Annotated in this window: 20 protein-coding genes; 11 read left to right on the forward strand and 9 right to left on the reverse strand. The window is 60.2% G+C overall.

The genetic code is table 11. From position 1 onward, the window contains the following. Positions 1-12: 12 nt before the first annotated feature. Genes AC3WJP_RS14410 through AC3WJP_RS14420 form a run of 3 tightly spaced genes read right to left on the reverse strand, consistent with a single transcriptional unit; the run spans position 13 to position 3,448 of the window. Positions 13-1,623 carry an ATP-binding cassette domain-containing protein gene (locus AC3WJP_RS14410; protein ID WP_493723881.1) on the reverse strand — a complete coding sequence of 537 codons (1,611 nt, stop codon included), beginning with the start codon at positions 1,621-1,623 and terminating at the stop codon, positions 13-15. A 10-nt stretch (positions 1,624-1,633) separates the two neighbouring features. Continuing rightward, positions 1,634-2,992, reverse strand: coding sequence for a DUF4135 domain-containing protein (locus AC3WJP_RS14415; RefSeq protein ID WP_493723880.1), 1,359 nt, complete (start codon positions 2,990-2,992; stop codon positions 1,634-1,636). Between the two features lie 21 nt (positions 2,993-3,013). Further along, positions 3,014-3,448 (reverse strand): GNAT family N-acetyltransferase, encoded by a 435-nt coding sequence (locus AC3WJP_RS14420; protein WP_493723879.1) that lies wholly within the window; start codon positions 3,446-3,448, stop codon positions 3,014-3,016. 525 nt (positions 3,449-3,973) lie between these two features. Between AC3WJP_RS14420 and AC3WJP_RS14425 the strand changes: the two genes are divergently transcribed. Then, positions 3,974-4,267 (forward strand): helix-turn-helix transcriptional regulator, encoded by a 294-nt coding sequence (locus AC3WJP_RS14425; RefSeq protein ID WP_493723878.1) that lies wholly within the window; start codon positions 3,974-3,976, stop codon positions 4,265-4,267. A gap of 187 nt (positions 4,268-4,454) precedes the next feature. On the opposite strand, the gene AC3WJP_RS14430 is transcribed toward AC3WJP_RS14425, so the two are convergent. Together AC3WJP_RS14430 and AC3WJP_RS14435 are read right to left on the reverse strand one after the other, a co-directional pair. Beyond that, the gene (locus AC3WJP_RS14430; protein ID WP_493723877.1) at positions 4,455-5,684 is read right to left on the reverse strand and encodes a TIGR03862 family flavoprotein; all 1,230 of its coding nucleotides are present in this window, start codon (positions 5,682-5,684) and stop codon (positions 4,455-4,457) included. Positions 5,685-5,846: 162 nt separating this feature from the next. Next, positions 5,847-6,758 carry a histone deacetylase family protein gene (locus tag AC3WJP_RS14435; protein WP_493723876.1) on the reverse strand — a complete coding sequence of 304 codons (912 nt, stop codon included), beginning with the start codon at positions 6,756-6,758 and terminating at the stop codon, positions 5,847-5,849. A gap of 96 nt (positions 6,759-6,854) precedes the next feature. On the opposite strand from AC3WJP_RS14435, the gene AC3WJP_RS14440 reads away from it, so the two are divergent. The 4 genes from AC3WJP_RS14440 (at position 6,855) to AC3WJP_RS14455 (ending at position 10,513) form a co-directional block, all read left to right on the forward strand. After that, a complete protein-coding gene (locus AC3WJP_RS14440; RefSeq protein WP_493723875.1) occupies positions 6,855-7,415 on the forward strand; it encodes a GNAT family N-acetyltransferase in 561 nt (186 codons plus the stop codon). Positions 7,416-7,479: 64 nt separating this feature from the next. After that, complete coding sequence (gene tesB / locus AC3WJP_RS14445) at positions 7,480-8,349, forward strand: acyl-CoA thioesterase II (protein WP_493723874.1); 870 nt, start codon at positions 7,480-7,482, stop codon at positions 8,347-8,349. Then, positions 8,346-8,933: an HAD family hydrolase gene (locus AC3WJP_RS14450; protein ID WP_493723873.1), complete on the forward strand. Its 588-nt coding sequence runs from the start codon at positions 8,346-8,348 to the stop codon at positions 8,931-8,933. The genes tesB and AC3WJP_RS14450 overlap by 4 nt, the downstream gene beginning before the upstream one ends. Positions 8,934-9,241: 308 nt before the next feature. Continuing rightward, entirely contained in the window at positions 9,242-10,513 is a 1,272-nt protein-coding gene (locus AC3WJP_RS14455) for a carbohydrate porin (RefSeq protein ID WP_493723899.1), read from the forward strand. A 113-nt stretch (positions 10,514-10,626) separates the two neighbouring features. Here AC3WJP_RS14455 and ypfJ read toward each other — a convergent pair whose 3' ends face one another. Beyond that, positions 10,627-11,517, reverse strand: coding sequence for a KPN_02809 family neutral zinc metallopeptidase (gene ypfJ / locus AC3WJP_RS14460; protein ID WP_493723872.1), 891 nt, complete (start codon positions 11,515-11,517; stop codon positions 10,627-10,629). A 165-nt stretch (positions 11,518-11,682) separates the two neighbouring features. Between ypfJ and pcaH the strand changes: the two genes are divergently transcribed. Continuing rightward, the gene (gene pcaH / locus AC3WJP_RS14465) at positions 11,683-12,402 is read left to right on the forward strand and encodes a protocatechuate 3,4-dioxygenase subunit beta (protein WP_493723871.1); all 720 of its coding nucleotides are present in this window, start codon (positions 11,683-11,685) and stop codon (positions 12,400-12,402) included. Positions 12,403-12,415: 13 nt separating this feature from the next. Beyond that, on the forward strand, positions 12,416-13,021 hold the full coding sequence (gene pcaG / locus AC3WJP_RS14470; RefSeq protein ID WP_493723870.1) for a protocatechuate 3,4-dioxygenase subunit alpha: 606 nt from the start codon (positions 12,416-12,418) through the stop codon (positions 13,019-13,021). 110 nt (positions 13,022-13,131) lie between these two features. Here pcaG and AC3WJP_RS14475 read toward each other — a convergent pair whose 3' ends face one another. Beyond that, on the reverse strand, positions 13,132-13,923 hold the full coding sequence (locus AC3WJP_RS14475; RefSeq protein WP_493723898.1) for an aldo/keto reductase: 792 nt from the start codon (positions 13,921-13,923) through the stop codon (positions 13,132-13,134). A 66-nt stretch (positions 13,924-13,989) separates the two neighbouring features. Continuing rightward, positions 13,990-15,708 carry an FAD-dependent oxidoreductase gene (locus AC3WJP_RS14480; protein WP_493723869.1) on the reverse strand — a complete coding sequence of 573 codons (1,719 nt, stop codon included), beginning with the start codon at positions 15,706-15,708 and terminating at the stop codon, positions 13,990-13,992. 259 nt (positions 15,709-15,967) lie between these two features. On the opposite strand from AC3WJP_RS14480, the gene AC3WJP_RS14485 reads away from it, so the two are divergent. The 3 genes from AC3WJP_RS14485 (at position 15,968) to AC3WJP_RS14495 (ending at position 18,605) form a co-directional block, all read left to right on the forward strand. Then, a complete protein-coding gene (locus tag AC3WJP_RS14485; RefSeq protein WP_493723868.1) occupies positions 15,968-16,744 on the forward strand; it encodes an IclR family transcriptional regulator in 777 nt (258 codons plus the stop codon). 84 nt (positions 16,745-16,828) lie between these two features. Further along, on the forward strand, positions 16,829-17,644 hold the full coding sequence (locus tag AC3WJP_RS14490; RefSeq protein ID WP_493723867.1) for a sugar phosphate isomerase/epimerase family protein: 816 nt from the start codon (positions 16,829-16,831) through the stop codon (positions 17,642-17,644). A 4-nt stretch (positions 17,645-17,648) separates the two neighbouring features. Further along, on the forward strand, positions 17,649-18,605 hold the full coding sequence (locus AC3WJP_RS14495; protein ID WP_493723866.1) for a DMT family transporter: 957 nt from the start codon (positions 17,649-17,651) through the stop codon (positions 18,603-18,605). On the opposite strand, the gene AC3WJP_RS14500 is transcribed toward AC3WJP_RS14495, so the two are convergent. Then, positions 18,541-19,869, reverse strand: a complete 1,329-nt coding sequence (locus AC3WJP_RS14500; protein ID WP_493723865.1) for an MFS transporter — start codon at positions 19,867-19,869, stop codon at positions 18,541-18,543. The two genes, AC3WJP_RS14495 and AC3WJP_RS14500, sit on opposite strands and share 65 nt — an antisense overlap. A gap of 355 nt (positions 19,870-20,224) precedes the next feature. On the opposite strand from AC3WJP_RS14500, the gene quiC reads away from it, so the two are divergent. Continuing rightward, the gene (gene quiC, locus AC3WJP_RS14505) at positions 20,225-22,135 is read left to right on the forward strand and encodes a 3-dehydroshikimate dehydratase QuiC (protein ID WP_493723864.1); all 1,911 of its coding nucleotides are present in this window, start codon (positions 20,225-20,227) and stop codon (positions 22,133-22,135) included. Positions 22,136-22,189: the final 54 nt, after the last annotated feature.

Consider the following 22,189-nt stretch of genomic DNA (forward strand, 5'->3'; position numbering starts at 1 on the left):
CAAGCCCCCTCGCTACAGGGGCAAGTTTGCGTGTGTGGCAACGATCACCTCCTCATGATCCACCACAATCGGGCTCTCGGCCCGGTGGGTCACGATGAACAGCGTCGTCTGCGGGCTGATATTGGCCAGCACGTACTTCCACACTAACGGCTCGGTCCGCACGTCCAGCGAATTGGTCGCTTCATCCAGAAACAACACCCTCGGCCTACGCAACAAACTGCGCACTATCGCCACCCACTGCCGCTCCCCCGCCGACAGATCGTCCATCGGCTTATCCAGCCCCAACGCTCGATTGCCGAAGCCATAGCGCCATTGATCCAGTGCCCTTTGTACGTCCTCAGTACCGATATCCGGATGCTGCAGCGCGATATTTTCGAACACCGAGCCCTCGGTCCATTCCACCTGTGCGCTCAAGTAATGAATGCTTTGGTGCTCTACCTGATTGCCATCGATCAAGTGCTTGTATATCCGCCGCAGAAGGGTGGATTTGCCCGCCCCCGACGCGCCGACCAGCCGGATACGTTTGCCTGTGCCGATGTGCAAGGTACCTGCTTGTACTTCGAACGTTGTCCCCTCGTTGAGCGAGACTCGCCTCCAACTCTCATAAACATGCATGAACGACTCATCGCCGGATTTGTCCATCAGATCATCCATCAGGTCGTAACCCGCTCGAATGGAAATCAAACCGTGCTGGATATTGTTGATGGCCGACGACGCTCCAGTGATGGGCGCCAAGACCCTGTCCAAGTAAATCACCAGCAGAAATAACTGACTGGCCACGATCGCCTTCTCCTCAACCAACCATCCCGCCCAGGCAAAAACGGCCGCATATGCGAAGCAGACCGCCAGCGACAGATATGTGGCGCGAACATATTTTTGGGAGAACAGCAGATGGTGTTGCTGTAGGGAGGTATGGATCAGTTTATTTAGTTGCGAGCTGAAATAAGATTCAGCACTCATTTCGCGACTAAGTTTGGAGTGGGCGAGGATTTCACCGCAATAAATTAGTACATCATTGTCAGATTTGTACGAAGAACGTCCGAGCTGAATCTCTCGTTCTCGGCCAATATGAGTAGCAATGTACAGGACGACTGCTGCGATCAAAAAATAAGTGATAAATATGGGGCCTATAAAGAAATAGATGATGGTGAGCACGACGGTTGTTTCTATAGCAGCCGGTAATATGACTACAAAAAGTCCATGCAAAGCTGACATGGACCCGACATGCATCTTGCTCAGGATCGCTGTGCGCTCTGAGACTTGCGCCGCGCTTTCCGCGAAACCATTGGTGGCCTTGTAGATCGTATTGATACGTTTGACAATGGTGCAGCAGTATTGGTAGGTAACTTCGTATAGTAGCGGATTTACCAGTCGCCACCGTATATCGTTTAATGATTTGCCCGCCAATTTCAATGCGATAAAAGCGGCAATATAAAATAGAGGCTGTGAGCTCGGATTGGATATGTTCGATATCACCTGTGCCATGGCCAGCGGTGCGGTCGCGGAAAAAACTACCGAACCGATAATCACTGCAAGGCCAAGCAAAATCTTGAGTGTATTGTTATGGTTAAAGTCGCGGAGAATGTCTTCACAAATTTTTCTAGTAAACTTTTGATCAAACATATAGGTACCGTTATAAATAAGTTTCTAGGTGGTTGTAGAGGTGTTCGAGATCTTTCATCGAGTGCGAAGATATTGCTTGTTTGAGTCGATATCTGAAAGGTTGGATAGTGGTGCTATTCATAGCTTCGCCGGTCCGGTGCATTATTTTACCACCCTGTGGGCAAGCCCAAAAAAATGGTATATCGCCAGCTAATATATCCATTATTTCCTTCTTCCTTAGCTTGGGATCTAGGATTTTCGGGATATGCCCCGATGCCTTGAAAGCGGCTAGTGTTGATTTAAGATACAAGTCGTGCGAAGAGTTTTGGCTTGGGCTATAGATTCTGTCTACTACAGTCTTGTAATGTGCAGTGGTGCGTACTAGGAAGCGGGTCCGCACGCCACTAATAAGAGATGGATTAATTGAGCCTAATAATTCATTTTTTGTGTTGGCGATAAATTCGTAGCTTTGTGAAAAGGATTCTGTGATCAGTTTTTTGTAATTTGATATAGGGACCACTTTTCCTGATGCGTCCGAAATTCTGTTTGTGGGGGTTGCCTGATTTTTAATGTAGCGAGTAGAGCCACCAGTGCTTAATGTTAAATCAAGTTTTAATACGGGGGTATCACCTCCGCAAATTCCGGACAATGTTTTTTTTGGAGAGATTAATCCGGTATTTACAAGTCGAGTTGTCGTTGGAGGCGGACTATCGTAATAGTCATAAAGCATACATTCGGTGTCAACAATGTGTGGATATCCATCGGAGGTTATTACGTTCTCAATATGTAGATCCGTCATTTTTAGAAGGTAAGAAGTGGCGAGATGTGCTCCCAGGCAGCGGGCGTAATTCTCAATTTGTTCATCCGTATGAGTGGGCTGGGCTTGAAGGTAGGGTGTGATCTGATAGCTATAGTCGCGATCATAAGTTATCTTTATTTTCGGCGATGGAATGCAAAGGTGCGCGTATATTTTATAAAGAATGCTGTTGTAAATCAGGCTTGTTCTGGGGTCGGTGATTTTTAGGACTAATTTTTCATTCTCGCATTGCAATAGTATAGGGCGTTGGCCTTTGTTATGGCTATCCCCATCTAAAAAAGTGACGTGGTAGTCAGCGTGTGCATCGAGGTCGTATAGTGTGCGATTTATTTTTGAGTAAAGTTCACAGAAAAACCCTGCGCGTAGATATAATTTGCGCCTGATAAAATTTTTGTATTGATCGTCTAAGTGGAATCTTAGATGTGAAGAGTTTACATAAGAAAACGCTGATTTTTCTAAACTCGATTTACAGGAAAAAAGAAAGGAGTCGGCATTTGTTTTTCCTGTTGGGTGCGCTTCAATAAACCTACTGATGCGTAGCATCGAGTCATAAATGTAGGGCGGGGCGTACATGTGTTGTCTCCGTTAGATGGCTTAGTGAGTTATTGTTCTTCTTTTTTCAAAGAAAGGTTTCCTGCTGCGCGCCAATAATTTATTTTTCTTATTAAGCCCATGCTGGCTCAGCAGCGTTTCCATGCCGGTAAAGCCACAGGTAAAAATAGCGGTGTGATTAAAGCGAGTAGTCACGGCCTCAAGTAGCTTATGAGACAAACCTGTACCTCGGTATGATCTTAAGACGCAAAGCTCAGCGATGTAGCTCGTGATGATATCGTCCGAGAGGATTCGAGCAGCTCCAAGAAGTTTCCGGTCTTTTACAGAGATTGCGAAGAAACTAAAAGCATTTCCAAAAAATATTTTTTCTACGTGTTTCTCAATGTCATCACGGCTCCCGAAATTGCATTTAAAGTATAGGTCTGCGAGCTCAATGGGATTTATGTCCACGTGATCCATAGTAATCAAAATTTCCATGTTTCCATCCTTTGAAGAGCCGCAGGATTAGCTGCGGCTCAAATTTTAAGTTTTTAGCCGAAGCCACAGGCGTCGTCAAATTCGCAATCGCATGTTCCAGTCGCGCAGCAAGTGGTAGTTGATGCTGCTAATGGGCTTGCTGTTGAGCTGGCAAGGTATATATTGGGATCTGAATAGTATTTGAATTGCCTGTCCATTTCGGCGTGTATGGATGCTATAAATGCATCGTTTGTTAAGTCCGTATGCGTCAATAGTGCTTTTTCAATAGCCATCATTGTCTTCTCTTTTGTATTTTTTTTGTGGTCGGGTTTGCAGTCATTTGAGTGGATTTTTCATTTGAGTGCGGTGTTAAAGTTAGCACTTGGATTAGGTGTGTCCACTAAAAATTTTCTTTTGTACATACCTTGTATCAAAATCATAGCGTTGTAGGAAATTTCTCTTTTTTAGTTATGATCTGTTCAAGATCTATTTGGTTTCTATAATTGGGCGTTTCCGAAAATACTATTTCAAGACTGGAGCGCAAATATGACTGCATCGACTGACTGCTCAACTAACCTTCAGCTGGTCTCGCTAGGGTCTCGGCTGAGACTTGCACGCAAACGTCGAGAGCTCACTGCGGAGCGAGCGGCCCGCGAGGCAGGACTCTCTGTACCTACGCTGCGTGCGTTGGAGCGCGGAGGGGCGGGGGTCGGAATTGGAGCGTACTTGGCTGTTCTGAAGGTCTTCGGGCTGGAAGAAGACTTGGATTCAGTCGCGAGCGTCGATGAGATAGGTCGCCAATTGCAAGACTCACGGCTGCAGATGGGGAAGAAACGTTAGAACGTGACGCGTACGGATTGGGATAGCCCGTGTGGAGAAGGTCTCAGCGTAACCGCCAAACTCTGACGTTTCCCGCGAGGCCTGCTCCTGGTTTGAGGCGCCAGATACCGATGCGGATAGGATCCACCTTATCGGAGGTATCTCCTCACCACGGCAGAGATTGTGTTCAGAAATTCAAACCTGCCATTCAGCGTTGCAGCCAATCCAGCACTCCCCGCGCAGCCCGCCGGCCACTGGCGAAACACGCGGTCAGCAAATACCCCCCAGTCGGCGCTTCCCAATCCAGCATCTCCCCCGCGCAGAACACCCCCGGCAGGGCCTTGAGCATCAACCCTTCATCCAGCCCAGCCGCCATCACCCCACCCGCCGTGCTGATCGCCTCATCCATCGGTCGCGGTTTCAACAGCGTCAACGGCAGCGCCTTGAGCGCCCGTGCCAGCGCCTGTGGATCGGCAAAGCTGTCTTTGCTGGTCAACTCCCGCAGCAAGGCCGCCTTCACCCCATCGATATGCACCTGCCGATGCAGATGCTTGGCCATGGAGTTCGCGCCCCGGGGCCTGGCCAGCAGGCTGGCGACTTTATCCACAGCCATGCTCGGCAGCAGATCGATATGCACCGTCGCCGCGCCATCACGATTGATCGCCTCACGAATCCCCGCCGACAGCGCATAGATCAGGCTGCCTTCGATACCCGTCGCGGTAATCACGCATTCACCCAGGCGCATTGCATCGCCCGCCAGGCCAATGGCGACGTTCTTCAGCGGCGCTCCTGCGAACTTGTCCACAAGCAGCGGCGTCCAGGCCGCTACATCGAAGCCGCAGTTGGCTGCTTGCAAGGGCGCAGCGTCAACGCCTCGGGCCTGCAGCAGTGGCAGCCAGGCGCCGTCGGAGCCGAGTCGTGCCCAACTGCCGCCACCCAGGGCCAACAGCACGGCGCGTGGGCGCAGGGCCAATTCGCCCTGTGGATAACTGATCCGCAGCGCGCCCTCGACGGACCAGCCCTGCCAGCGATGGCGGGTGTGGATAACCACCCCGGCATCGCGCAGGCGCTTGAGCCAGGCACGCAGCAAAGGCGCGGCTTTCATGTCGGTGGGGAAGACCCGCCCGGAGGTGCCGACGAAGGTTTCGATGCCCAGGCTGTGGATCCAGGCCTGCACCGCGTCGGCATCGAAGTCCCGCAGCCACGACGCGACCCAATCCGCTTGGGCGCCATAGCGGCCGGCGAACGCCGAAAAGCCTTCGGAATGGGTGATGTTCATGCCACCCACACCCGCCAGCAGGAATTTGCGCCCCACCGAAGGCATGCCGTCGTACAGATCCACGGGCACTCCGGCCTGGCTGAGGACTTCAGCGGCCATCAGGCCGGCAGGGCCGCCGCCGATGATGGCGACGCGGGAGGAGGGTAGATCGCAAGTCATGGCGCAGAGCTATCGGCTGAAATAGCCGGGCATTCTACCTCAGCCTAGGTCGGTGGGTAGCTGTACAAAAAACGTACAGCGGCTTGCCGGCCTTGCTGCGCCTGGGCGTAACGGCCTTGCGCTCAGGTTATCCACAGGCCGCTCCACAGCCAATGTGAGTAACTAATTGTTTTCCCAGACGCTTTTTGCCGTGTGATGGAGAATGCCGTGGCGTCGGGCCAGGGCTTCACGGTCCTTGCTATAGCCGCCGCCGATCACGCCCATCACCGGGATGTCCCGATCCAGGCAGTGGCGCAGCACCCGTTCGTCGCGAGCGGCCACCCCTGCGTCGGTCAGTTTCAGATAGCCCAGGGCGTCATCCTTGTGTACATCGACGCCGGCGTCGTATAGCACCAGGTCCGGCTGATACAGCGGCAACAGGTAATTGAGGGCGTCATCCACCACTTGCAGGTACTCGCGGTCGCCCATGCCCATGGCCAACGGAATGTCCCAGTCACTGTGGGCCTTGCGCGCGGGGAAGTTTTTTTCGCAGTGCAGCGACACGGTGATGGCCTCGGGGGTATCGGCCAGAATCCGTGCAGTACCGTCGCCCTGGTGCACGTCGCAATCAAAAATCAGCACGCTGGACACCTTGCCCGCTGCCAGCAGGTAGCGACTGATCACCGCCAGGTCATTGAAAATGCAGAAGCCCGCCGGGTAATCGTAGTGCGCGTGGTGGGTGCCGCCTGCCAGGTGACAGGCCATGCCATGGCTCAGCGCCTGCTCGGCGGTGAGCAGCGAGCCGCCCACGGCGCGTACCGTTCGTCGTGCCAGCGCTTCGCTCCAGGGCAAGCCCAGGCGCCGCTGGTCTTCGCGGGACAACTCGCCGCTCATGTATCGCTCTATATACTCAGGCGCGTGGGCGAGGGCGAGGACGTCGGCCGGGCACAGCTCTGGGCGCAGCAAATCCTCATCGCGGGTCACGCCCGTGGCGATCAGGTGATCGTGCAACAAACGAAACTTGTCCATGGGAAAACGGTGATCGGGCGGGAAGTCCGGGCTGTAGTCTTCGTGGTAAATCAGGGGCAAGTGCATGGGCGCGTCGATTGGCAAGGGTGAGCCATCTTGCCAGCAGCATGCCGCCCGCTGCCAGCCCCGATCGGATCAACCAGGCACCACAGGAAGGGGACGATGGCAATTACCGAGCTCGAAAGCGCGCGCCTGCTGATGCGGCAGTGGCGCGATGCGGATCTGGATGCCTTTGCCGACATGTGCGCGGACGAACGAGTGATGAAGTATTTCCCGGACACGCTCAGCCGCCTCGAAAGCGCGGGCGTGATCGGTCGCATCCGCGGGCATTTTGCCGAATTCGGTTTCGGCTTGTGGGCGCTGGAGCGCAAGGATACCGGGGACTTCATCGGTTTCACCGGGCTCAGCACGGTGGCCTTCGACGCGCATTTCAGCCCGGCGGTGGAGATCGGCTGGCGTCTGGCCCATGACCATTGGGGCCTGGGCTTCGCCAGCGAGGCGGCCTGGACTGCGTTGCGCTGTGGTTTTGGCAAGTTGGAGCTCGAAGAGGTGGTCGCCTTTACCGCCGAACTCAATGTGCCCTCGGAGAAAGTCATGCAGGCCATCGGCATGAGCCGCGATGCCCAGGACGATTTCGACCACCCGGCGCTGGCCGTGGGGCACCCGCTGCAGCGTCACCGCTTGTATCGCATCACCCGCGAGCAGTGGCGGGCAACGCTCTGAGCACTCCCACAGGGCACCGTTGGGACTGTATGATTTCCCCTTGAATTCGCTGTTGGAGTGATACATGAGCCATGTGCTGGAAGATCTGGTCGACCTGCTGTCGCTGGAACCAGTTGAAGAAAACATCTTCCGCGGTCGCAGTCAGGACCTGGGGTTCCGCCAGCTGTTCGGCGGTCAGGTGTTGGGCCAGTCGCTGTCGGCGGCAACCCAGACGGTCGATCCCGAGCGCCAGGTGCATTCGTTGCACGGCTACTTCCTGCGCCCCGGCGACGCTTCGCTGCCGGTGGTGTACATGACCGACAAGGTCCGCGATGGCGGCAGTTTCAGCACCCGTCGGGTCACGGCGGTGCAGAAGGGCAAGCCGATTTTCTTCTGCTCGGCGTCGTTCCAGAGCGCCGAAGAAGGCTTCAACCACCAGGCGCAGATGCCTGAGGTGGTGGGCCCGGACAACCTGCCCACCGAGCTCGACATCATGCATCAGGCCGCGCACCTGATCCCCGAGCACATGCGCGAAAAGCTCCTGTGTGCCAAGCCCATCGAGGTGCGTCCGGTCACCGAGCGCGACCCTTACAACCCCAAGCCCGGCGATCCGCTCAAATATGTGTGGTTCCGCGCCGATGGAGCCTTGCCGGACACCCTCGCGCTGCACAAATACATCCTCGCCTACGCCTCGGATTTCAACCTGTTGACCACCTCCTTGCTGCCCCACGGCAAGTCGGTGTGGCATCGCGACATGCAGCTCGCCAGCCTCGATCACGCGCTGTGGTTCCACGGCCCGTTGCGCGCGGACGAGTGGCTGCTGTACGCCATGGACAGCCCCTGGGCCGGCAACGGTCGCGGTTTCGCTCGCGGCAGCATCTATAACCAATCGGGGCAATTGGTGGCGTCTTCGGCGCAGGAAGGCTTGATTCGTCATCGCGAGGATTGGTCATGAGCCTGAGCGATGTACGTCACTGGGTGTTCGACATGGACGGCACCCTGACGATCGCGGTGCATGACTTCGCGGCCATTCGCCAGGCCCTGGCGATCCCGGCCGAGGACGACATTCTCACGCACCTGGCCGCATTGCCCGCCGAAGAGGGGCGCGCCAAGCATGCCTGGCTGCTGGAGCACGAACGCGAGCTGGCGGTGGCCTCGCAGCCGGCCGAAGGCGCTGTGGCGCTGGTGCGCGAGCTGGCCGCCCGGGGTTGCCGGCTGGGCATTCTGACCCGCAACGCGCGGGAGCTGGCGCACATCACCTTGGCGGCGATCGGCCTGGACGAGTGCTTCCCGGTGGTCGATATCATCGGCCGTGACGAGGCGCTGCCCAAGCCTGATCCCGATGGCTTGCTGCAACTGGCCAATCGTTGGGGCGTGGAGCCGAGCGAGATGGTGATGGTGGGTGATTACCGCTTCGACCTGGACTGCGGCCGCGCGGCCGGCGCGCGCACGGTGCTGGTCAACGTGGCGGAAAATCCCTGGCCGGAACTGACCGACTGGCATGCCGAAGATTGCCATGCGCTGGCACGGTTGATCTGACCCGAAAAATCCGCCTCAACAGTGTAGCGGGGGGGCTTGCCCCCGATAGCGGCATGTCAGTCAATGCAGCGTTGCCTGCTGATATTTTTCGGGGGCAAGCCCCCTCGCTACGCATCGCATTCGCGCATGTAAATAAATTAACCAGTCCGAACATTCCGTCATGTTTCGGCAATAATCATTTTCACTTCCAGCGCTTAATCTCGCCCCCTCGTGTCTCTATCATGCCGCGCACCGGAGCCGCCCCTGCGACGGCTTGTCACACGATCTGCCTGAAGAGACCTATGCCCACTTTCGCCCCTCGTTCCCTGATGACCTCCAGCCTGGTCGCCGGCCTGTCCCTGAGCGCGTTGTTGATCAGCCCGGGAGCATCCGCCGCCGATGACGACCTGTATACCCGGCCCTACATGACCGGTGACTGGGGCGGCGAGCGTCAGAAGCTTGAGGACGAGGGCGTCAAGCTCAGCGCCGACTACGTCTCGGAAACCTTCAACAACCTGCACGGCGGTATCAAGCGCAGCACCCGCTACGCCCAGCAGATTCGCATGGGCGCGCGGTTTGATCTGAGCAAGTTGCTGGATACGCCGAATGCCGGCGTGGTGCAGGTGACCATCAATGACCGACGCGGCAACAGCGCCTCCGACGACTTGGTGGGCAACCGTCTGGCTGTCCAGGAAACCGCCGGCTACAACTACACACGCATGACCGAGTTGAGCTACGCCCGTTCGCTGTTCACGCCCGACCTGGAGGCCAAAGTCGGGTACATGGCCATGGGCAATGATTTCGGCGGCATGGGCATCTTGACCAGCTTCGTCAGCGCCGGCTTCTGCGCGCACCCCTTGTCGATGTCCGGTGGCAGTGGCTGGGGCAACTACCCGAACGCCCACTGGGGTGCGGAGCTGAAGTATCAGCTGACGCCGGAGTGGATGGTGCAGGCCGCGATTTTCCAGGTCGATGCCGCCAGCAATAGCGAATCACGCTACGCCTGGACGATGAAATCCTACGGCGCCACCGGCAACATCCTGCCGATCGAAGCGGTTTACACCTACCGCGGCGGTCTGGAAGGCCAATACAAATTCGGCTGGTACTACGACACCTCGGACACCAAGCGCATTGGCAGCAGCCACGAAAACAGCGGCCGCAGCGGTGCCTATGTGTTGGCCGACCAGACCCTGTGGCGCGATAGTGGCGATGCTGCGCGCAACCTGCACGTCTTCGCCCAGGCGACTCAGACCGACAAGGCGACGTCGCCGTTCAGCCACTGGTACTCGGCCGGTGTGGTGTTGCACAAGACCTTCGCCAACCGCGAGCACGACACTCTGGGCTTCGCCTACGGCCGCGCGGTGCTGAACTCGCGGACCCGCGACGTGCAGGAGCAGCAAGCCGCCGACCTGGCCGCCGCCGACAACATCGACAACCTCGACAGCGGTGAGCAACTGCTCGAAGCCAGCTACGGCGCGCAGATCACGCCTTGGCTGCTGGTGCGTCCGGATGTGCAATATGTGATCGAGCCGGGGGCTTTCTATGGCACCAATCAGGGCAATGCGCTGCTGGTGGGGTTGCAGGTCAAGGCGACGTTCTGATTGCGCTGTGTAGCGAGGGGGCTCGCCCCCGAAAATTTGCAAGGCGACGCAGATCGGCGAGCCGGATGGTTTCGGGGGCAAGCCCCCCCGCTACAACGAGTCTGCGGTGATGCCTACAAACTCCGCGCCTTGAACGTATCGCACTGCCCGATCTGCCCTTGCGCGAACCCGGCCTTGAACCAGCGCACCCGCTGCGCCGAAGTGCCATGGGTGAACGAGTCCGGCACCACACGCCCTTGACCCTGCTGCTGCAAGCGATCGTCACCGATCGCATTGGCGGCATTCAGCGCTTCTTCTATATCCCCCGGTTCCAGCCAGTTCAGGCGCTGTTGCGCATGGAAGGCCCAGACTCCGGCCAGGCAGTCGGCCTGCAGTTCCTGGCGCACCAGCAAGCCGCCATCGCCTTCCATCCGTTGCCCGCGCTGACGCGCCGCATCGACCTGGGCGGACACCCCGAGCAAGGTCTGCACGTGATGCCCGACCTCGTGGGCGATCACATAAGCCTGAGCGAAATCACCCGAGGCCGAGAACCGCCGGGACATCTCGTCAAAAAACGACATGTCCAGGTACACCTGCTGATCGGCCGGGCAGTAGAACGGCCCGGTGGCCGAACTGGCCAGCCCGCACGCGGAGTTGACCCGCCCGCTGAACAGCACCAGCTTGGGGTCGCGATACTGCTTGCCGGCCTGCTGGAAGATCGCCTGCCAGGTGTCTTCGGTATCGCCGAGGATCGAGCGCACGAATTCAGCCTGCTGGTCGTTGGCCGGCGGTGCTCGGCGCGTTTGCGGTGCGGGCGCGCTTTGCTGCTGGGTCATCTGCCCGGTGAGCTGGCCGAGGATCTGCATCGGGTCCTGCCCGGTCAGCAGGCCGAAACCGACGATCAACACCACAGCGCCCAGGCTCAGGCCCTTGCCGCCCAGGCGAATACCGCCCCCGCCGCCACCGCTGTCATCACCGCGCTCGTCCACCACGTTGTCGCTGCGCCGGCCTTTTTTCCAGAGCATGGAAAGATCCTTTTATTTCAGATGATTCATAACCAATTGGTTATGAATGCGAGGGTTATTTTCAGTATCGGCCCAGGATGTTTTCCCTGAGACTAGTACCAAGCCTGACCGTGGGCTTTGTATGACAGCAAAAGCTCTCAATAAATCAAATAACAGGAGATCGACATGTCTGATCAAGACACCAGTCGCTTCATTATCCGTGACCGTAATTGGCACCCTAAAGCCCTGACTCCCGACTACAAGACCTCCGTGCCGCGTTCACCGCGCCAGGCCTTGGTCAGCATTCCACAAACTGCCAGTGAGTCCACCGGCCCCGACTTCTCGCATTTGAAGTTCGGCGAGCACGACCATGACCTGCTGCTCAACTTCAATAACGGTGGCCTGCCCATCGGCGAGCGCATCATCCTGGCCGGCCGCGTGTGCGACCAGTACGGCAAGCCGCTGCCGCACACGCTGGTGGAGATCTGGCAGGCCAACGCCGGCGGCCGTTATCGCCACAAGAACGACCGCTACCTGGCGCCGCTCGACCCCAACTTCGGGGGTGTCGGCCGGATGCTCACCGACAGCGAAGGCTATTACAACTTCCGCACCATCAAGCCGGGTCCGTACCCATGGCGCAATGGCCCCAACGATTGGCGCCCGGCGCACATCCATGTGTCGATCAGCGGCCCGTCGATCTCCACGCGTCTGATCACCCAGCTGTATTTCGAAGGTGATCCGCTGATCCCGATGTGCCCGATCGTCAAGTCGATCGCCAATCCTGAAGCGGTACAGAGCCTGATCGCCAAGCTCGACATGGCCCACGCCAATCCGATGGATTGCCTGGCCTATCGCTTTGACATCGTCCTGCGCGGTCAGCGCAAGACGCACTTCGAAAACCGCTGAGGGGGAAACGCTCATGCCTATTCAATTGCTGAATGAAACCCCTTCACAGACCGCCGGCCCCTACGTCCACATCGGCCTGGCACTGGCCGCCGCCGGCCTGCCGCCGCGCGAACAGGAACTGTGGAACCGCCTGGCCAAGCCAGACGCGCCGGGGGAGCACATCCTGCTGCTGGGCAACGTCTACGACGGCAACGGCCATCTGGTGCGCGATTCCTTCCTGGAGTTCTGGCAGGCGGACCATCAAGGTCGTTACCAGCCCGAGTACAACCAGGAAAACGCCTTCAACAGCTTTGGCCGTACCGCGACTACCTTCGATGCCGGCGAGTGGACGCTGAACACCATCAAGCCGGGCGTGGTCACCACCAGCGCCGGTATCCCCATGGCGCCGCACATCAACGTCAGCCTGTTCGCGCGGGGGATCAACATCCACCTGCAGACCCGCCTGTACTTCGATGACGAAGCAGACGCCAACGGCAAGTGCCCGATCCTCAACCTGATCGAGCAACCGGCACGTCGTGAAACCTTGATCGCCAAGCGTTGCGAAGTGGACGGCAAGCTGGCGTATCGTTTCGATATTCGCATTCAAGGCGAAGGCGAAACGGTGTTCTTCGATTTCTAATCGAACGGCTACCTGTAGCGAGGGTGCTTGCGCCCGATTCGGTGTGTCAGGCACTCAAGTAGCGACTGACGAATCTGATCGGGGGCAAGCCCCCTCGCTACAGGGTCAGATCATGCATCCCACTGCGGCGCGAAATCCGGGCTCACCAGCCGCTGATCTTTCGGCAGCGCGGCAATCAGCGCCCGATCCTCATCATCCAACTGCACCTTCAACGCATCCAGGTTGCTCTGCTGGTTGGCCTTGCTGGCAGCCTTGGGAATCGCCGCCACGTTGGCCTGATCCAGCAACCACTTCAATGCCACCTGGGTCGGCAGCACGCCGTGCTTGGCGGCGATCTGCTGCAGCTCCTTGATCTGCGAAACCTTGTTGCGCACCAACGGGCTATACGCGGTCAGCGCCATATCGTGCTCACGGGCGTAGTCGAGCAGCGGGTTCTGCCCCAAGGTGACGTGGTACTCCACCTGAATAGCGGCCAGGGGGGCGTTCAGCTCCTCGACCACTTTTTTCAACAGCGGCAGGGGGAAGTTGGCCACGCCGATATTGCGCGCCCGGCCGTCTTCCTTGAATGACACCAGCGTCTCGATGGTCTTGGCCAGGTCCCAGTCCTTGCTCGGCCAGTGGATCAGGAACAGGTCGACGTAATCACTTTGCAGCGCATTGAGAGTGGCGTCGAAGGAGGCGCGCATGTCGGCCGGTTGCAATTTTTCCCACCAGACCTTGCTGGTCACGTGGATCAGCTCGCGGGCCACCGGCGATTGCACCAGCGCCTTGCCGACCGCCGCTTCGTTGTTGTACCCGGCGGCGGTATCGATGTGCCGATAGCCAAGTTCCAGCGCCTGCACCACTGCATCGGTGCATTCCTCGCCGAGCATGGGCCAGGTGCCGAGGCCCAGTTTGGGCATGTTCAGGTTCAGCTTGTTGGTGATGTTTTCCACGTCGATCTCCTTGGGGTGGCTGATGGGCTCCCGCTATTCATAAGCGCGGATGCCGGCGATATGGCGTGCTGCAATGTAGCCGAAGGTGAGGGCCGGGCCGAGGTTGATGCCGCCCGCCGGATAGTGGCCGCCCATGATGCTGGCCATGTCCGTGCCAGCCGCATAGAGGCCGGCGATGGGCTCGCCGTTGGCATTCAGCACCTGCGCATGCTCGTTGGTCTCGAGTCCGGCGAAGGTGCCAAAGCTGCCCGGCTGCACCTTGACCGCGTAGAACGGCCCTTGCTCGATTGGCGCGACGCAGGGATTGGGGCCGTGCAGCGCATCGCCCTGCTTGCGGTTGTAGGCAGTGCTGCCACGGCCGAATTCAGGGTCTTCGCCCAGCCGGGCATGGCGGTTGAATTCGCTGATGGTGGCATTCAGGCCCTCGGCATCGATACCGCAGGCGTGGGCCAGCTCGGTGATGGTGGCGCCGGTCTTCAGGTAGCCGGAGCGCACGTAGGGCGTCACTGGAATGGGAAAGGGCCGCGAGATGCCCAGGCCATAACGGCGCTGGAACGGCTGGCTGCAGATCAGCCACGAGGCGACCTCGTCGCCCGGCGCGGACTCGACCATGGCCTTGGTGTAGTCGAAATAGCCGCCTGCTTCGTTGACGAAGCGCTTGCCGTTGGCCAGCACGCCGATGATCCCAGGTTTGCCGCGCTCGATGATGTGCGGGAAATGCCCGACGCTGCCATCGCCGTAGGGCACCGCCGAGACCGGGCACCAGGCGACGGGCGAGGCGAGGTCGGTGGCGACCTGGGCGCCGACGCTTTCGCCCAGCCGCAGGCCATCGCCATTGGCCTCCAGCGGCGGCAGCGCCAGATGTTCCTGCCCGGTGGGCGTGCGCGGGAACAGCGCCTTGCGCCGTTCGATATCGTTGCCGAAGCCGCCAGCGGCGAGCACCACGGCCTTGCTGGCGCGAATGGCGACCGGCCCCTTGGCCGTATCGATATGGGCGCCGGCAACTCGGCCCTGTTCGTGAATCAGTTCGGTGACCGGCGCCGATTCCCACAACAGCACGCCCAGGTCCTCAGCCGATTTGGCCAGCCGCGCTACCAGTGCCACGCCATTGACCAAGTGGGTCGCCCGGCCCTTGATGGCCAGGCCCAGCAGGTGTCGGGTGAAGCGCTTGCTCACATGCAGCGCCGAGCGCCATGAGCGGGTCAGGGTGAGGAAGGCGGTGAGGTCGGCGCCTGCCATGATCGGCATGCCCAGGAACGAGGTTTCGCGCATCGTGCGGCGCAGGCGCTTGAGCAGGCTGCCCAGCGCATAGGCGCTGTAAGGGGCGGCGATCACCGAACGGCCACCAGTGCCGGCCCCGGGCGTATCGCCATGGATGTCGGCGATACCGTTGCCATCGGCGAATTGCAAGGCGGTATGGCGCTCGAAGAACGACACCATATGCGGCGCCGCTTCCAGAAATGCATCGACCCGCGCCGCATCGAAGCGCTCGCCGAGTTCGTGTTCGAGATAGCTGCGCGGCGCGGCCGGGTCTTCGATGATGCCGGCACGCTGGGCCAGCGGATTGCGCGGCACCCACATCCAGCCACCGGACCAGGCAGTGGCACCGCCGAACACCGGGGCCTTCTCGACCAGAATGACTTTCTGGCCATGCCAGGCGGCGGTCACAGCGGCGGACAGACCGGCGGCGCCGGAGCCGACCACCAGCACATCGCAATCGACGGTAGCGCGTATCGCGGGGCGGGCAGACATCAAGGTTTCTCCTCGCACTCGGTTCGATCGGGGGATGTTGTAGTATTGTGGAACCGAGTTCCATATTCTATTGTTGCGCGTGGTCCATCGCCAAGAGATGGATCGCCGCAAGTGTTCGAATATCGAACACCTCCCCTGTAGCGAGGGGGCTTGCCCCCGATCAGGTACGTCAGTCATTACTCTGGTGACTGACACTCCGAATCGGGGGCATGCCCCCTCGCCACAGGCGTATCCCTCATCAATCGGACCCCTTTGAACCATGGCTGGTAGTCAAATCGAACGTGCCCTGAGCCTGCTGGAAAGCCTGACCGGCGACTCGCGCGGCCTGCCGATGCAGGCCTTGGCCGAGCAGTTGCAGATCCCCAAGAGCGCGACTCATCGCATGCTCGCCGAGCTGACCCGCCTGGGTTACGTGCGGCAGAACCCGGACAACAGCCGTTATCAGCTGTCGACCAAACTGGTGGCCCTGGGTTTCCGCTACCTGGCCAACAGTGGCGCCGATATCGTCCAGCCCATTCTCGATCGCCTGGCCCAGGAAACCACTGAGCTGGTGCGCCTGGGTGTGGTGGAAGGCGACCACCTGACCTGGATCGCCAAGTCCCAGGGGGCGCGCTCCGGCCTGCGCTACGACCCCGACATGGGCCGCGACGCGCCGTTGTTCTACACCGCGTCCGGGCACGCCTGGCTGGCGCACCTGAGCGACGCCCAGGCGCTGGCGCTCATCGAGGCCCAAGGCATCGCCAACCCGGCGGATTTCGGCCCCCAGGCGCCGCGCAGCAATGTCGAACTGCTCGAGCGCCTGCGCCTGGCCCGTGAGCGTGGCTATGCTTGGGTGGTGGAGAGCTCGGCGGTGGGCATGTCGGCGCTGGCAGCGGCGGTGTGCCATCCCGTCAGCGGCCAGGTGGTCGGCGTGCTAAGCGTGGCGGGGCCGACCGCACGCTTCCCGGAGGCGCGCATGCACGAATTGTCCACCGCACTGCTGGAGGCGACGGCGGAGCTGGCGAACGCCAGTCCGGCGTCGGAGATGTTTGGTTAGCGGAAAATTGTGATTGCAGTGATTGCGAAACAACTGGAACTAGGTTCTAAATAATAAAAACAAACCTCGCCGTTCGGGACCCCCATGAGCCAACGCATCATCTCCCTCGCCGCGCTTACCGTCCTTGAGCTGTCCCCGCCGGATATGGTCGAGGTCGCGGCGCGGGCCGGTTACAGCCATGTCGGGCTGCGCACCGAGCCGGCGACTGCCGAAGAGCACCATTACCCCTTGCTGCGTGGCGCCGACCTGCGCCGTCAGACACTGGCGCGTCTGCGTGACACCGGGATCAAGGTGCTGGACATCGAAATCCTGCGTCTCAAGCCGGATACCCGGGTCGCCGACTTCGACATTCATCTGGCCGCCGGCGCCGAGTTTGGCGCCAGCGAAGTGCTGGTCGCCGGCAACGACCCGGACGAACGACGGCTGACCGAGCGCTTCGCCGAGCTCTGCGACCTGGCCGCGCCCTATGGCATCCATCCGCACATGGAGTTCATGCCCTGGACCGACTGCAAGAGTTTCAGCGAGGCGCAGCGTGTGGTGGAAAACGCCGGGCGCGAAAACGGCTGCGTATTGATCGACGCCTTTCACTTCGATCGCTCGGGATCGCGTCTCGAACAGATCGCTTCCCTGTCGCCCTCACGCATGCGCTACGCGCAGTTATGTGATGTGATCGGCCCCAGGCCCGACGACATGGCCGAGATCCTGCGCCAGGCGCGGCAGGAGCGACGCTTCCCCGGCGAGGGCGATTGTGACCTCATCGGCTTGCTGCGCGCGCTGCCGCCAAGGCTGCCGCTGAGCCTGGAGATCCCCACGCAACGCCTGCTGGAACAAGGCGTCAGCGCACTGCAACGTGCGCAAATGGCCATCGACCACACCCGCCACCTACTGGAACGTCTATAGCGCCATGAGTCCATCCAACACGTCGTTGACCGCCACCAGCCAGCCTTTCAAGGGCATTCTGGTGATGCTGTCCGCAACCCTGCTGTTTGCCGGTCACGATGTGTTGTCCAAGTATCTCTCGGGCTTCTACCCGGTGATGCTGGTGATCTGGGTGCGTTACCTGATTCACACGCTGTTGATGATGGGCATCTTCCTGCCGCAGTCCGGCCTGCGCGTGTTGCGCACCAAGCGCCCGGTGCTGCAGGTGGTGCGGGCCCTGTGCCTGCTCGCCACGAGCATGTTGTTCGTCACGGCGCTGCAGTACATCCCGCTGGCGGAGGCGACCGCGGTCAACTTTCTCGCGCCCTTGCTGGTGACGGCGCTGTCGGTGCCGCTGCTCAAGGAACACGTCAGCACCGGCCAGTGGATTGCCGTGCTGGTGGGTTTTTGCGGGGTGATGGTGATTGTGCATCCGGGCGGCGAACTGTTCACTCCGGCGATTGTGCTGCCGTTCTGTTCGGCGCTGTGTTTCGCGATTTATCAGTTGCTGACCCGGCTGGTGGCGCGGGTCGACAGCCCGACCACCAGTAATTTTTTCGCGGGGATTTTCAACACGCTGCTGATGAGCGCCATCGTGCCGTTCTACTGGCAATGGCCGACGTTCTGGCACGGGCTGTTGATGCTGGCGCTGGGCGGCTGCGGAATGAGCGCCCACTTGTTCCTGACCCAGGCGTTCCGCCATGCGCCACCGGCGGTGCTGGCGCCCTTCGGTTATGCGCAGATCGTCTTTGCGGGGATTCTGGGATATCTGATCTTCGATCACACGCCGAGTCTGACCGCGCAGATCGGCATTACGGTGATCTGCGCCAGCGGTATCGCCGCTGCATGGGTGCAGCGGCGAGTCTCCAGGGCGGTGGTCAAGCCTGATCCAGCACCGGCACCTTACGTGGCGCCATCAGGTACAGCCAACTCAGGGCAATGAAGTACATGACCGGGATCAGCGTGAACAGTAACGCGTAGTTGTTGTTGGTCTTGGTCAGGACATAGCCGACGATCTGGGTCATGAACATCCCGCCCACCGCCGCACACATGCTGCCAAAGCCGAACACCGTGCTCATCATGTGCTTGGGCGTGTAGTCCATGACCACGCTCCAGATGTTCGCGGTCCAGGCCTGATGCGCGGCGATCGCCACCGAGATGGCGGCCACGGCCACCCACAGGCTGGTGGCGCCGGCGGCGAAGATCACGCTGATGATGGTCAGGGCGAACACCAGCATCGACACCAGCCGCGCCGTCACCGGTTGCATGCCGCGGCCGATCAGCCACGACGAGAGAATCCCGCCGCCGATGCTGCCGAAATCCGCCGCCACATAAATGATGATCAGCGGGATGCCCATCTGGGTCACGTTGATGCCCAGGTTGTATTGCTGGTTGAGGAACGGCGGCAGCCAGTACAGGTAAAACCAGAACACCGGCGCCGTGCACATGAAGGCCCCGGCGAACGCCCAGGTGCCGCGCATGCGCAGGATACGGTGGAAGGGCACGCCCTGCTGATCGGGCTCGGGCTCGCCCATTACATAGGCGCGCTCGGTGTCGCTGAGCCGTGGGTGATCTTCGGGGTTGAAGTAGCGCAGGCCCCAGGTCACCGCCCAGAACAACCCCAGGAAGGCGATGCACAGGAACGCCGCCTGCCAGCCCCAGACGCTGAGGATCAACGGCAGCATCAGCGGCGTCAGCAGAGCGCCGACGTTGGTGCCGGCATTGAAGATACCGGTGGCGATGGCCCGCTCGCCGGCCGGGAACCACAGCCGCGTGGTCTTCACGCAGGCCGGGTAGTTGGCGGCTTCGGTCAGGCCGAGGATGAAGCGGCAGACCATGAAGCCCGCCGCCGAGGTAGCGAGGCCGTGGGCGCCGGTGGCCAGGCTCCACAGCAGCACGGCGCAGAAGAACACGCGCTTGACGCCGATCTTGTCGATCAACCGACCTTGCAGCAGGAAGCCGACGGCATATCCCACCTGGAACCAGAAGTTGATGTTGGCGTAGTCCATCGCCGTCCAGCTCATCTCCTTGGCGAGAATGGGCTGCATGACGCCCAGGGCGGCACGGTCGATGTAGTTCAGGGTAGTGGCGAAGAACACCAGGGCGAGCATGCCCCAGCGGGTTTTACCGACTGCCAGGCCACTGCGGATTTTTTCACCGATACCTGGCGTCGCGGCCTTGTCGAGTTGACGGGCTATCGCAGACATGAGTATTTACCGTTTGTTGAAATTTTTATGGGCGACTCTCAGGGTCTATGCACTGAGTAGGAGTAACCTGAGGCCCGCGCTGGCGTTTACCACCGGGAAGGGCTTCACTAAGGGGGTGGATGGTGCTGATCATCAAAGGTATCGTCAATTAACAACGCGGTGGTCTGGCCGATTATCGCACACAAAACTAACCGGTTCGTACGCACTCAATTGCGATATAGAATCGGCACCAACAGAATTCTCGCCCAAGATCGGTCCGCACGTTCAACCCGCGGGCCGGCGTGTCCGAAACCTGGCGCGCAGTGGAAACAGAGCCTTCAGCAAGGCCGTTTCAGCCGCCATTTGGAGTGGAAACATGCACCGTTCGATTGCCACCGTCTCCTTGAGCGGTACCCTGCCGGAAAAACTCGAAGCTATCGCGGCTGCGGGTTTCGATGGTGTCGAGATCTTCGAAAACGACCTGCTGTATTACGATGGCAGCCCGCGTGAAGTCCGGCAGATGTGCGCCGATCTGGGCATCGAAATCACGCTGTTCCAACCCTTTCGCGATTTCGAAGGCTGCCGCCGCGACAAGCTGGCGCGCAATCTGGAGCGGGCCGAGCGCAAGTTCGATCTGATGCAGGAACTGGGCACCGACCTGGTGCTGGTGTGCAGCAACGCGTCCGCCGACTCCGTGGGCGATCAGCAGATTCTGGTCGACGACTTGCGCCTGCTGGCCGAGCGCGCCGGCGCTCGCAACCTGCGCATCGGCTACGAGGCGCTGGCCTGGGGCCGCCACGTCAATACCTATCAGCAAGTCTGGGACATCGTCCGGCAGGCCGATCACCCGAGCCTGGGCGTGTTGCTCGACAGCTTCCACACCCTGTCGCTCAAGGGCGACCCGAGCGCCATCGCCAATATTCCCGGCGACAAGATCTTCTTCGTGCAAATGGCCGACGCGCCGATCCTGGCCATGGACGTGCTGGAGTGGAGTCGCCACTTCCGCTGTTTCCCGGGGCAGGGCGAGTTCGATCTGGCCAACTTCCTGGCGCCGATCATCAAGTCCGGTTACACCGGCCCGCTGTCGCTGGAGATCTTCAATGACGGTTTCCGCGCCGCACCGCCGCGCGCCAATGCCGCCGACGGCCTGCGTTCGCTGCTGTACCTCGAAGAGAAAACCCGCAAGGTGCTGGAGCAGGAAGCCGAGCCGGTACCGAACATCGATATCCTCTTCTCGCCGCCCGAGGCCAGCACCTACGACGGCGTCGAATTCCTCGAGTTCGCGGTCGACGAAGCCCTCGGCGCCAAGCTCGGTCACTGGCTTCAACGGCTGGGCTTTACCCAGGTCGGCGAGCACCGCTCCAAGGCGGTGGAGTTGTATCGCCAGGGCGATATCAACCTGATCCTCAACTCCGAGCCGTACTCCTTTGCCCACAGCTTCTTCGAGTCCCACGGCCCGTCGCTCTGTGCCACGGCGATCCGGGTCAAGGACAGCGCCAGCGCCCTGCAGCGCGCCATCGACTACCGCGGCCAGCCGTATCGCGGCCTGGTCGGCCCCAACGAGCGTCACCTGGCGGCCGTCCGCGCCCCGGATGGCAGCCTGATCTATCTGGTCGATCAGGACGCCGATGGCCGGACCATCTATGACACCGATTTCGCCATCAAGCCGCTGCCGCCGAGCACCGTCGGCCTCAAGCGCATCGACCACATGGCCATGGCCTTGCCGCCGGACAGCCTCGACACCTGGGTGCTGTTCTACAAGAGCCTGCTGGACTTCAAGGCAGACGACGAAGTGGTCCTGCCCGACCCTTACGGCCTGGTCAAAAGCCGCGCGATCCGCAGCCGCTGCAGCACCATCCGCCTGCCGCTGAACGTCTCGGAAAACCGCAACACGGCGATCTCCCATGCGCTGTCGACCTACCGCGGTTCGGGCGTGCACCACATCGCCTTCGATTGCGACGACATCTTCGCTGCCGTCAGCAAGGCCAAGGAGTCGGGCGTGGCCCTGCTCGACATCCCGCTCAACTACTACGACGACCTCGCCGCGCGCTTCGATTTCGATGACGAATTCCTCAGCGAACTGGCCTACTACAACGTGCTTTACGATCGTGACGCCAATGGCGGCGAGCTGTTTCACGTGTACACCGAGCCATTCGAAGATCGTTTCTTCTTCGAAATCATCCAGCGGCGCGGCGATTATGCCGGCTACGGGGCGGCAAACGTGGCGGTGCGCCTGGCGGCCATGGCCAAGGCCCGGGCCGGTGGTGTGCGCCACGCCAAACTTTAAGCTGCAGTGAGCGCCTGTGGGGTAACGTCTGATTCAGACGCCCGCAGGCTTCCC

Source organism: Pseudomonas sp. GW821-FHT01A09, from assembly GCF_058986725.1.

What these genes read in the sequence shown, in the direction of transcription:
- AC3WJP_RS14410 (WP_493723881.1), bottom strand. Translation starts at nt 1,623, where the DNA reads ATGTTTGATCAAAAGTTTACTAGAAAAATTTGTGAAGACATTCTCCGC.
- AC3WJP_RS14415 (WP_493723880.1), bottom strand. Translation starts at nt 2,992, where the DNA reads ATGTACGCCCCGCCCTACATTTATGACTCGATGCTACGCATCAGTAGG.
- AC3WJP_RS14420 (WP_493723879.1), bottom strand. Translation starts at nt 3,448, where the DNA reads ATGGAAATTTTGATTACTATGGATCACGTGGACATAAATCCCATTGAG.
- AC3WJP_RS14425 (WP_493723878.1), top strand. Translation starts at nt 3,974, where the DNA reads ATGACTGCATCGACTGACTGCTCAACTAACCTTCAGCTGGTCTCGCTA.
- AC3WJP_RS14430 (WP_493723877.1), bottom strand. Translation starts at nt 5,684, where the DNA reads ATGACTTGCGATCTACCCTCCTCCCGCGTCGCCATCATCGGCGGCGGC.
- AC3WJP_RS14435 (WP_493723876.1), bottom strand. Translation starts at nt 6,758, where the DNA reads ATGCACTTGCCCCTGATTTACCACGAAGACTACAGCCCGGACTTCCCG.
- AC3WJP_RS14440 (WP_493723875.1), top strand. Translation starts at nt 6,855, where the DNA reads ATGGCAATTACCGAGCTCGAAAGCGCGCGCCTGCTGATGCGGCAGTGG.
- tesB (WP_493723874.1), top strand. Translation starts at nt 7,480, where the DNA reads ATGAGCCATGTGCTGGAAGATCTGGTCGACCTGCTGTCGCTGGAACCA.
- AC3WJP_RS14450 (WP_493723873.1), top strand. Translation starts at nt 8,346, where the DNA reads ATGAGCCTGAGCGATGTACGTCACTGGGTGTTCGACATGGACGGCACC.
- AC3WJP_RS14455 (WP_493723899.1), top strand. Translation starts at nt 9,242, where the DNA reads ATGACCTCCAGCCTGGTCGCCGGCCTGTCCCTGAGCGCGTTGTTGATC.
- ypfJ (WP_493723872.1), bottom strand. Translation starts at nt 11,517, where the DNA reads ATGCTCTGGAAAAAAGGCCGGCGCAGCGACAACGTGGTGGACGAGCGC.
- pcaH (WP_493723871.1), top strand. Translation starts at nt 11,683, where the DNA reads ATGTCTGATCAAGACACCAGTCGCTTCATTATCCGTGACCGTAATTGG.
- pcaG (WP_493723870.1), top strand. Translation starts at nt 12,416, where the DNA reads ATGCCTATTCAATTGCTGAATGAAACCCCTTCACAGACCGCCGGCCCC.
- AC3WJP_RS14475 (WP_493723898.1), bottom strand. Translation starts at nt 13,923, where the DNA reads ATGCCCAAACTGGGCCTCGGCACCTGGCCCATGCTCGGCGAGGAATGC.
- AC3WJP_RS14480 (WP_493723869.1), bottom strand. Translation starts at nt 15,708, where the DNA reads ATGTCTGCCCGCCCCGCGATACGCGCTACCGTCGATTGCGATGTGCTG.
- AC3WJP_RS14485 (WP_493723868.1), top strand. Translation starts at nt 15,968, where the DNA reads ATGGCTGGTAGTCAAATCGAACGTGCCCTGAGCCTGCTGGAAAGCCTG.
- AC3WJP_RS14490 (WP_493723867.1), top strand. Translation starts at nt 16,829, where the DNA reads ATGAGCCAACGCATCATCTCCCTCGCCGCGCTTACCGTCCTTGAGCTG.
- AC3WJP_RS14495 (WP_493723866.1), top strand. Translation starts at nt 17,649, where the DNA reads ATGAGTCCATCCAACACGTCGTTGACCGCCACCAGCCAGCCTTTCAAG.
- AC3WJP_RS14500 (WP_493723865.1), bottom strand. Translation starts at nt 19,869, where the DNA reads ATGTCTGCGATAGCCCGTCAACTCGACAAGGCCGCGACGCCAGGTATC.
- quiC (WP_493723864.1), top strand. Translation starts at nt 20,225, where the DNA reads ATGCACCGTTCGATTGCCACCGTCTCCTTGAGCGGTACCCTGCCGGAA.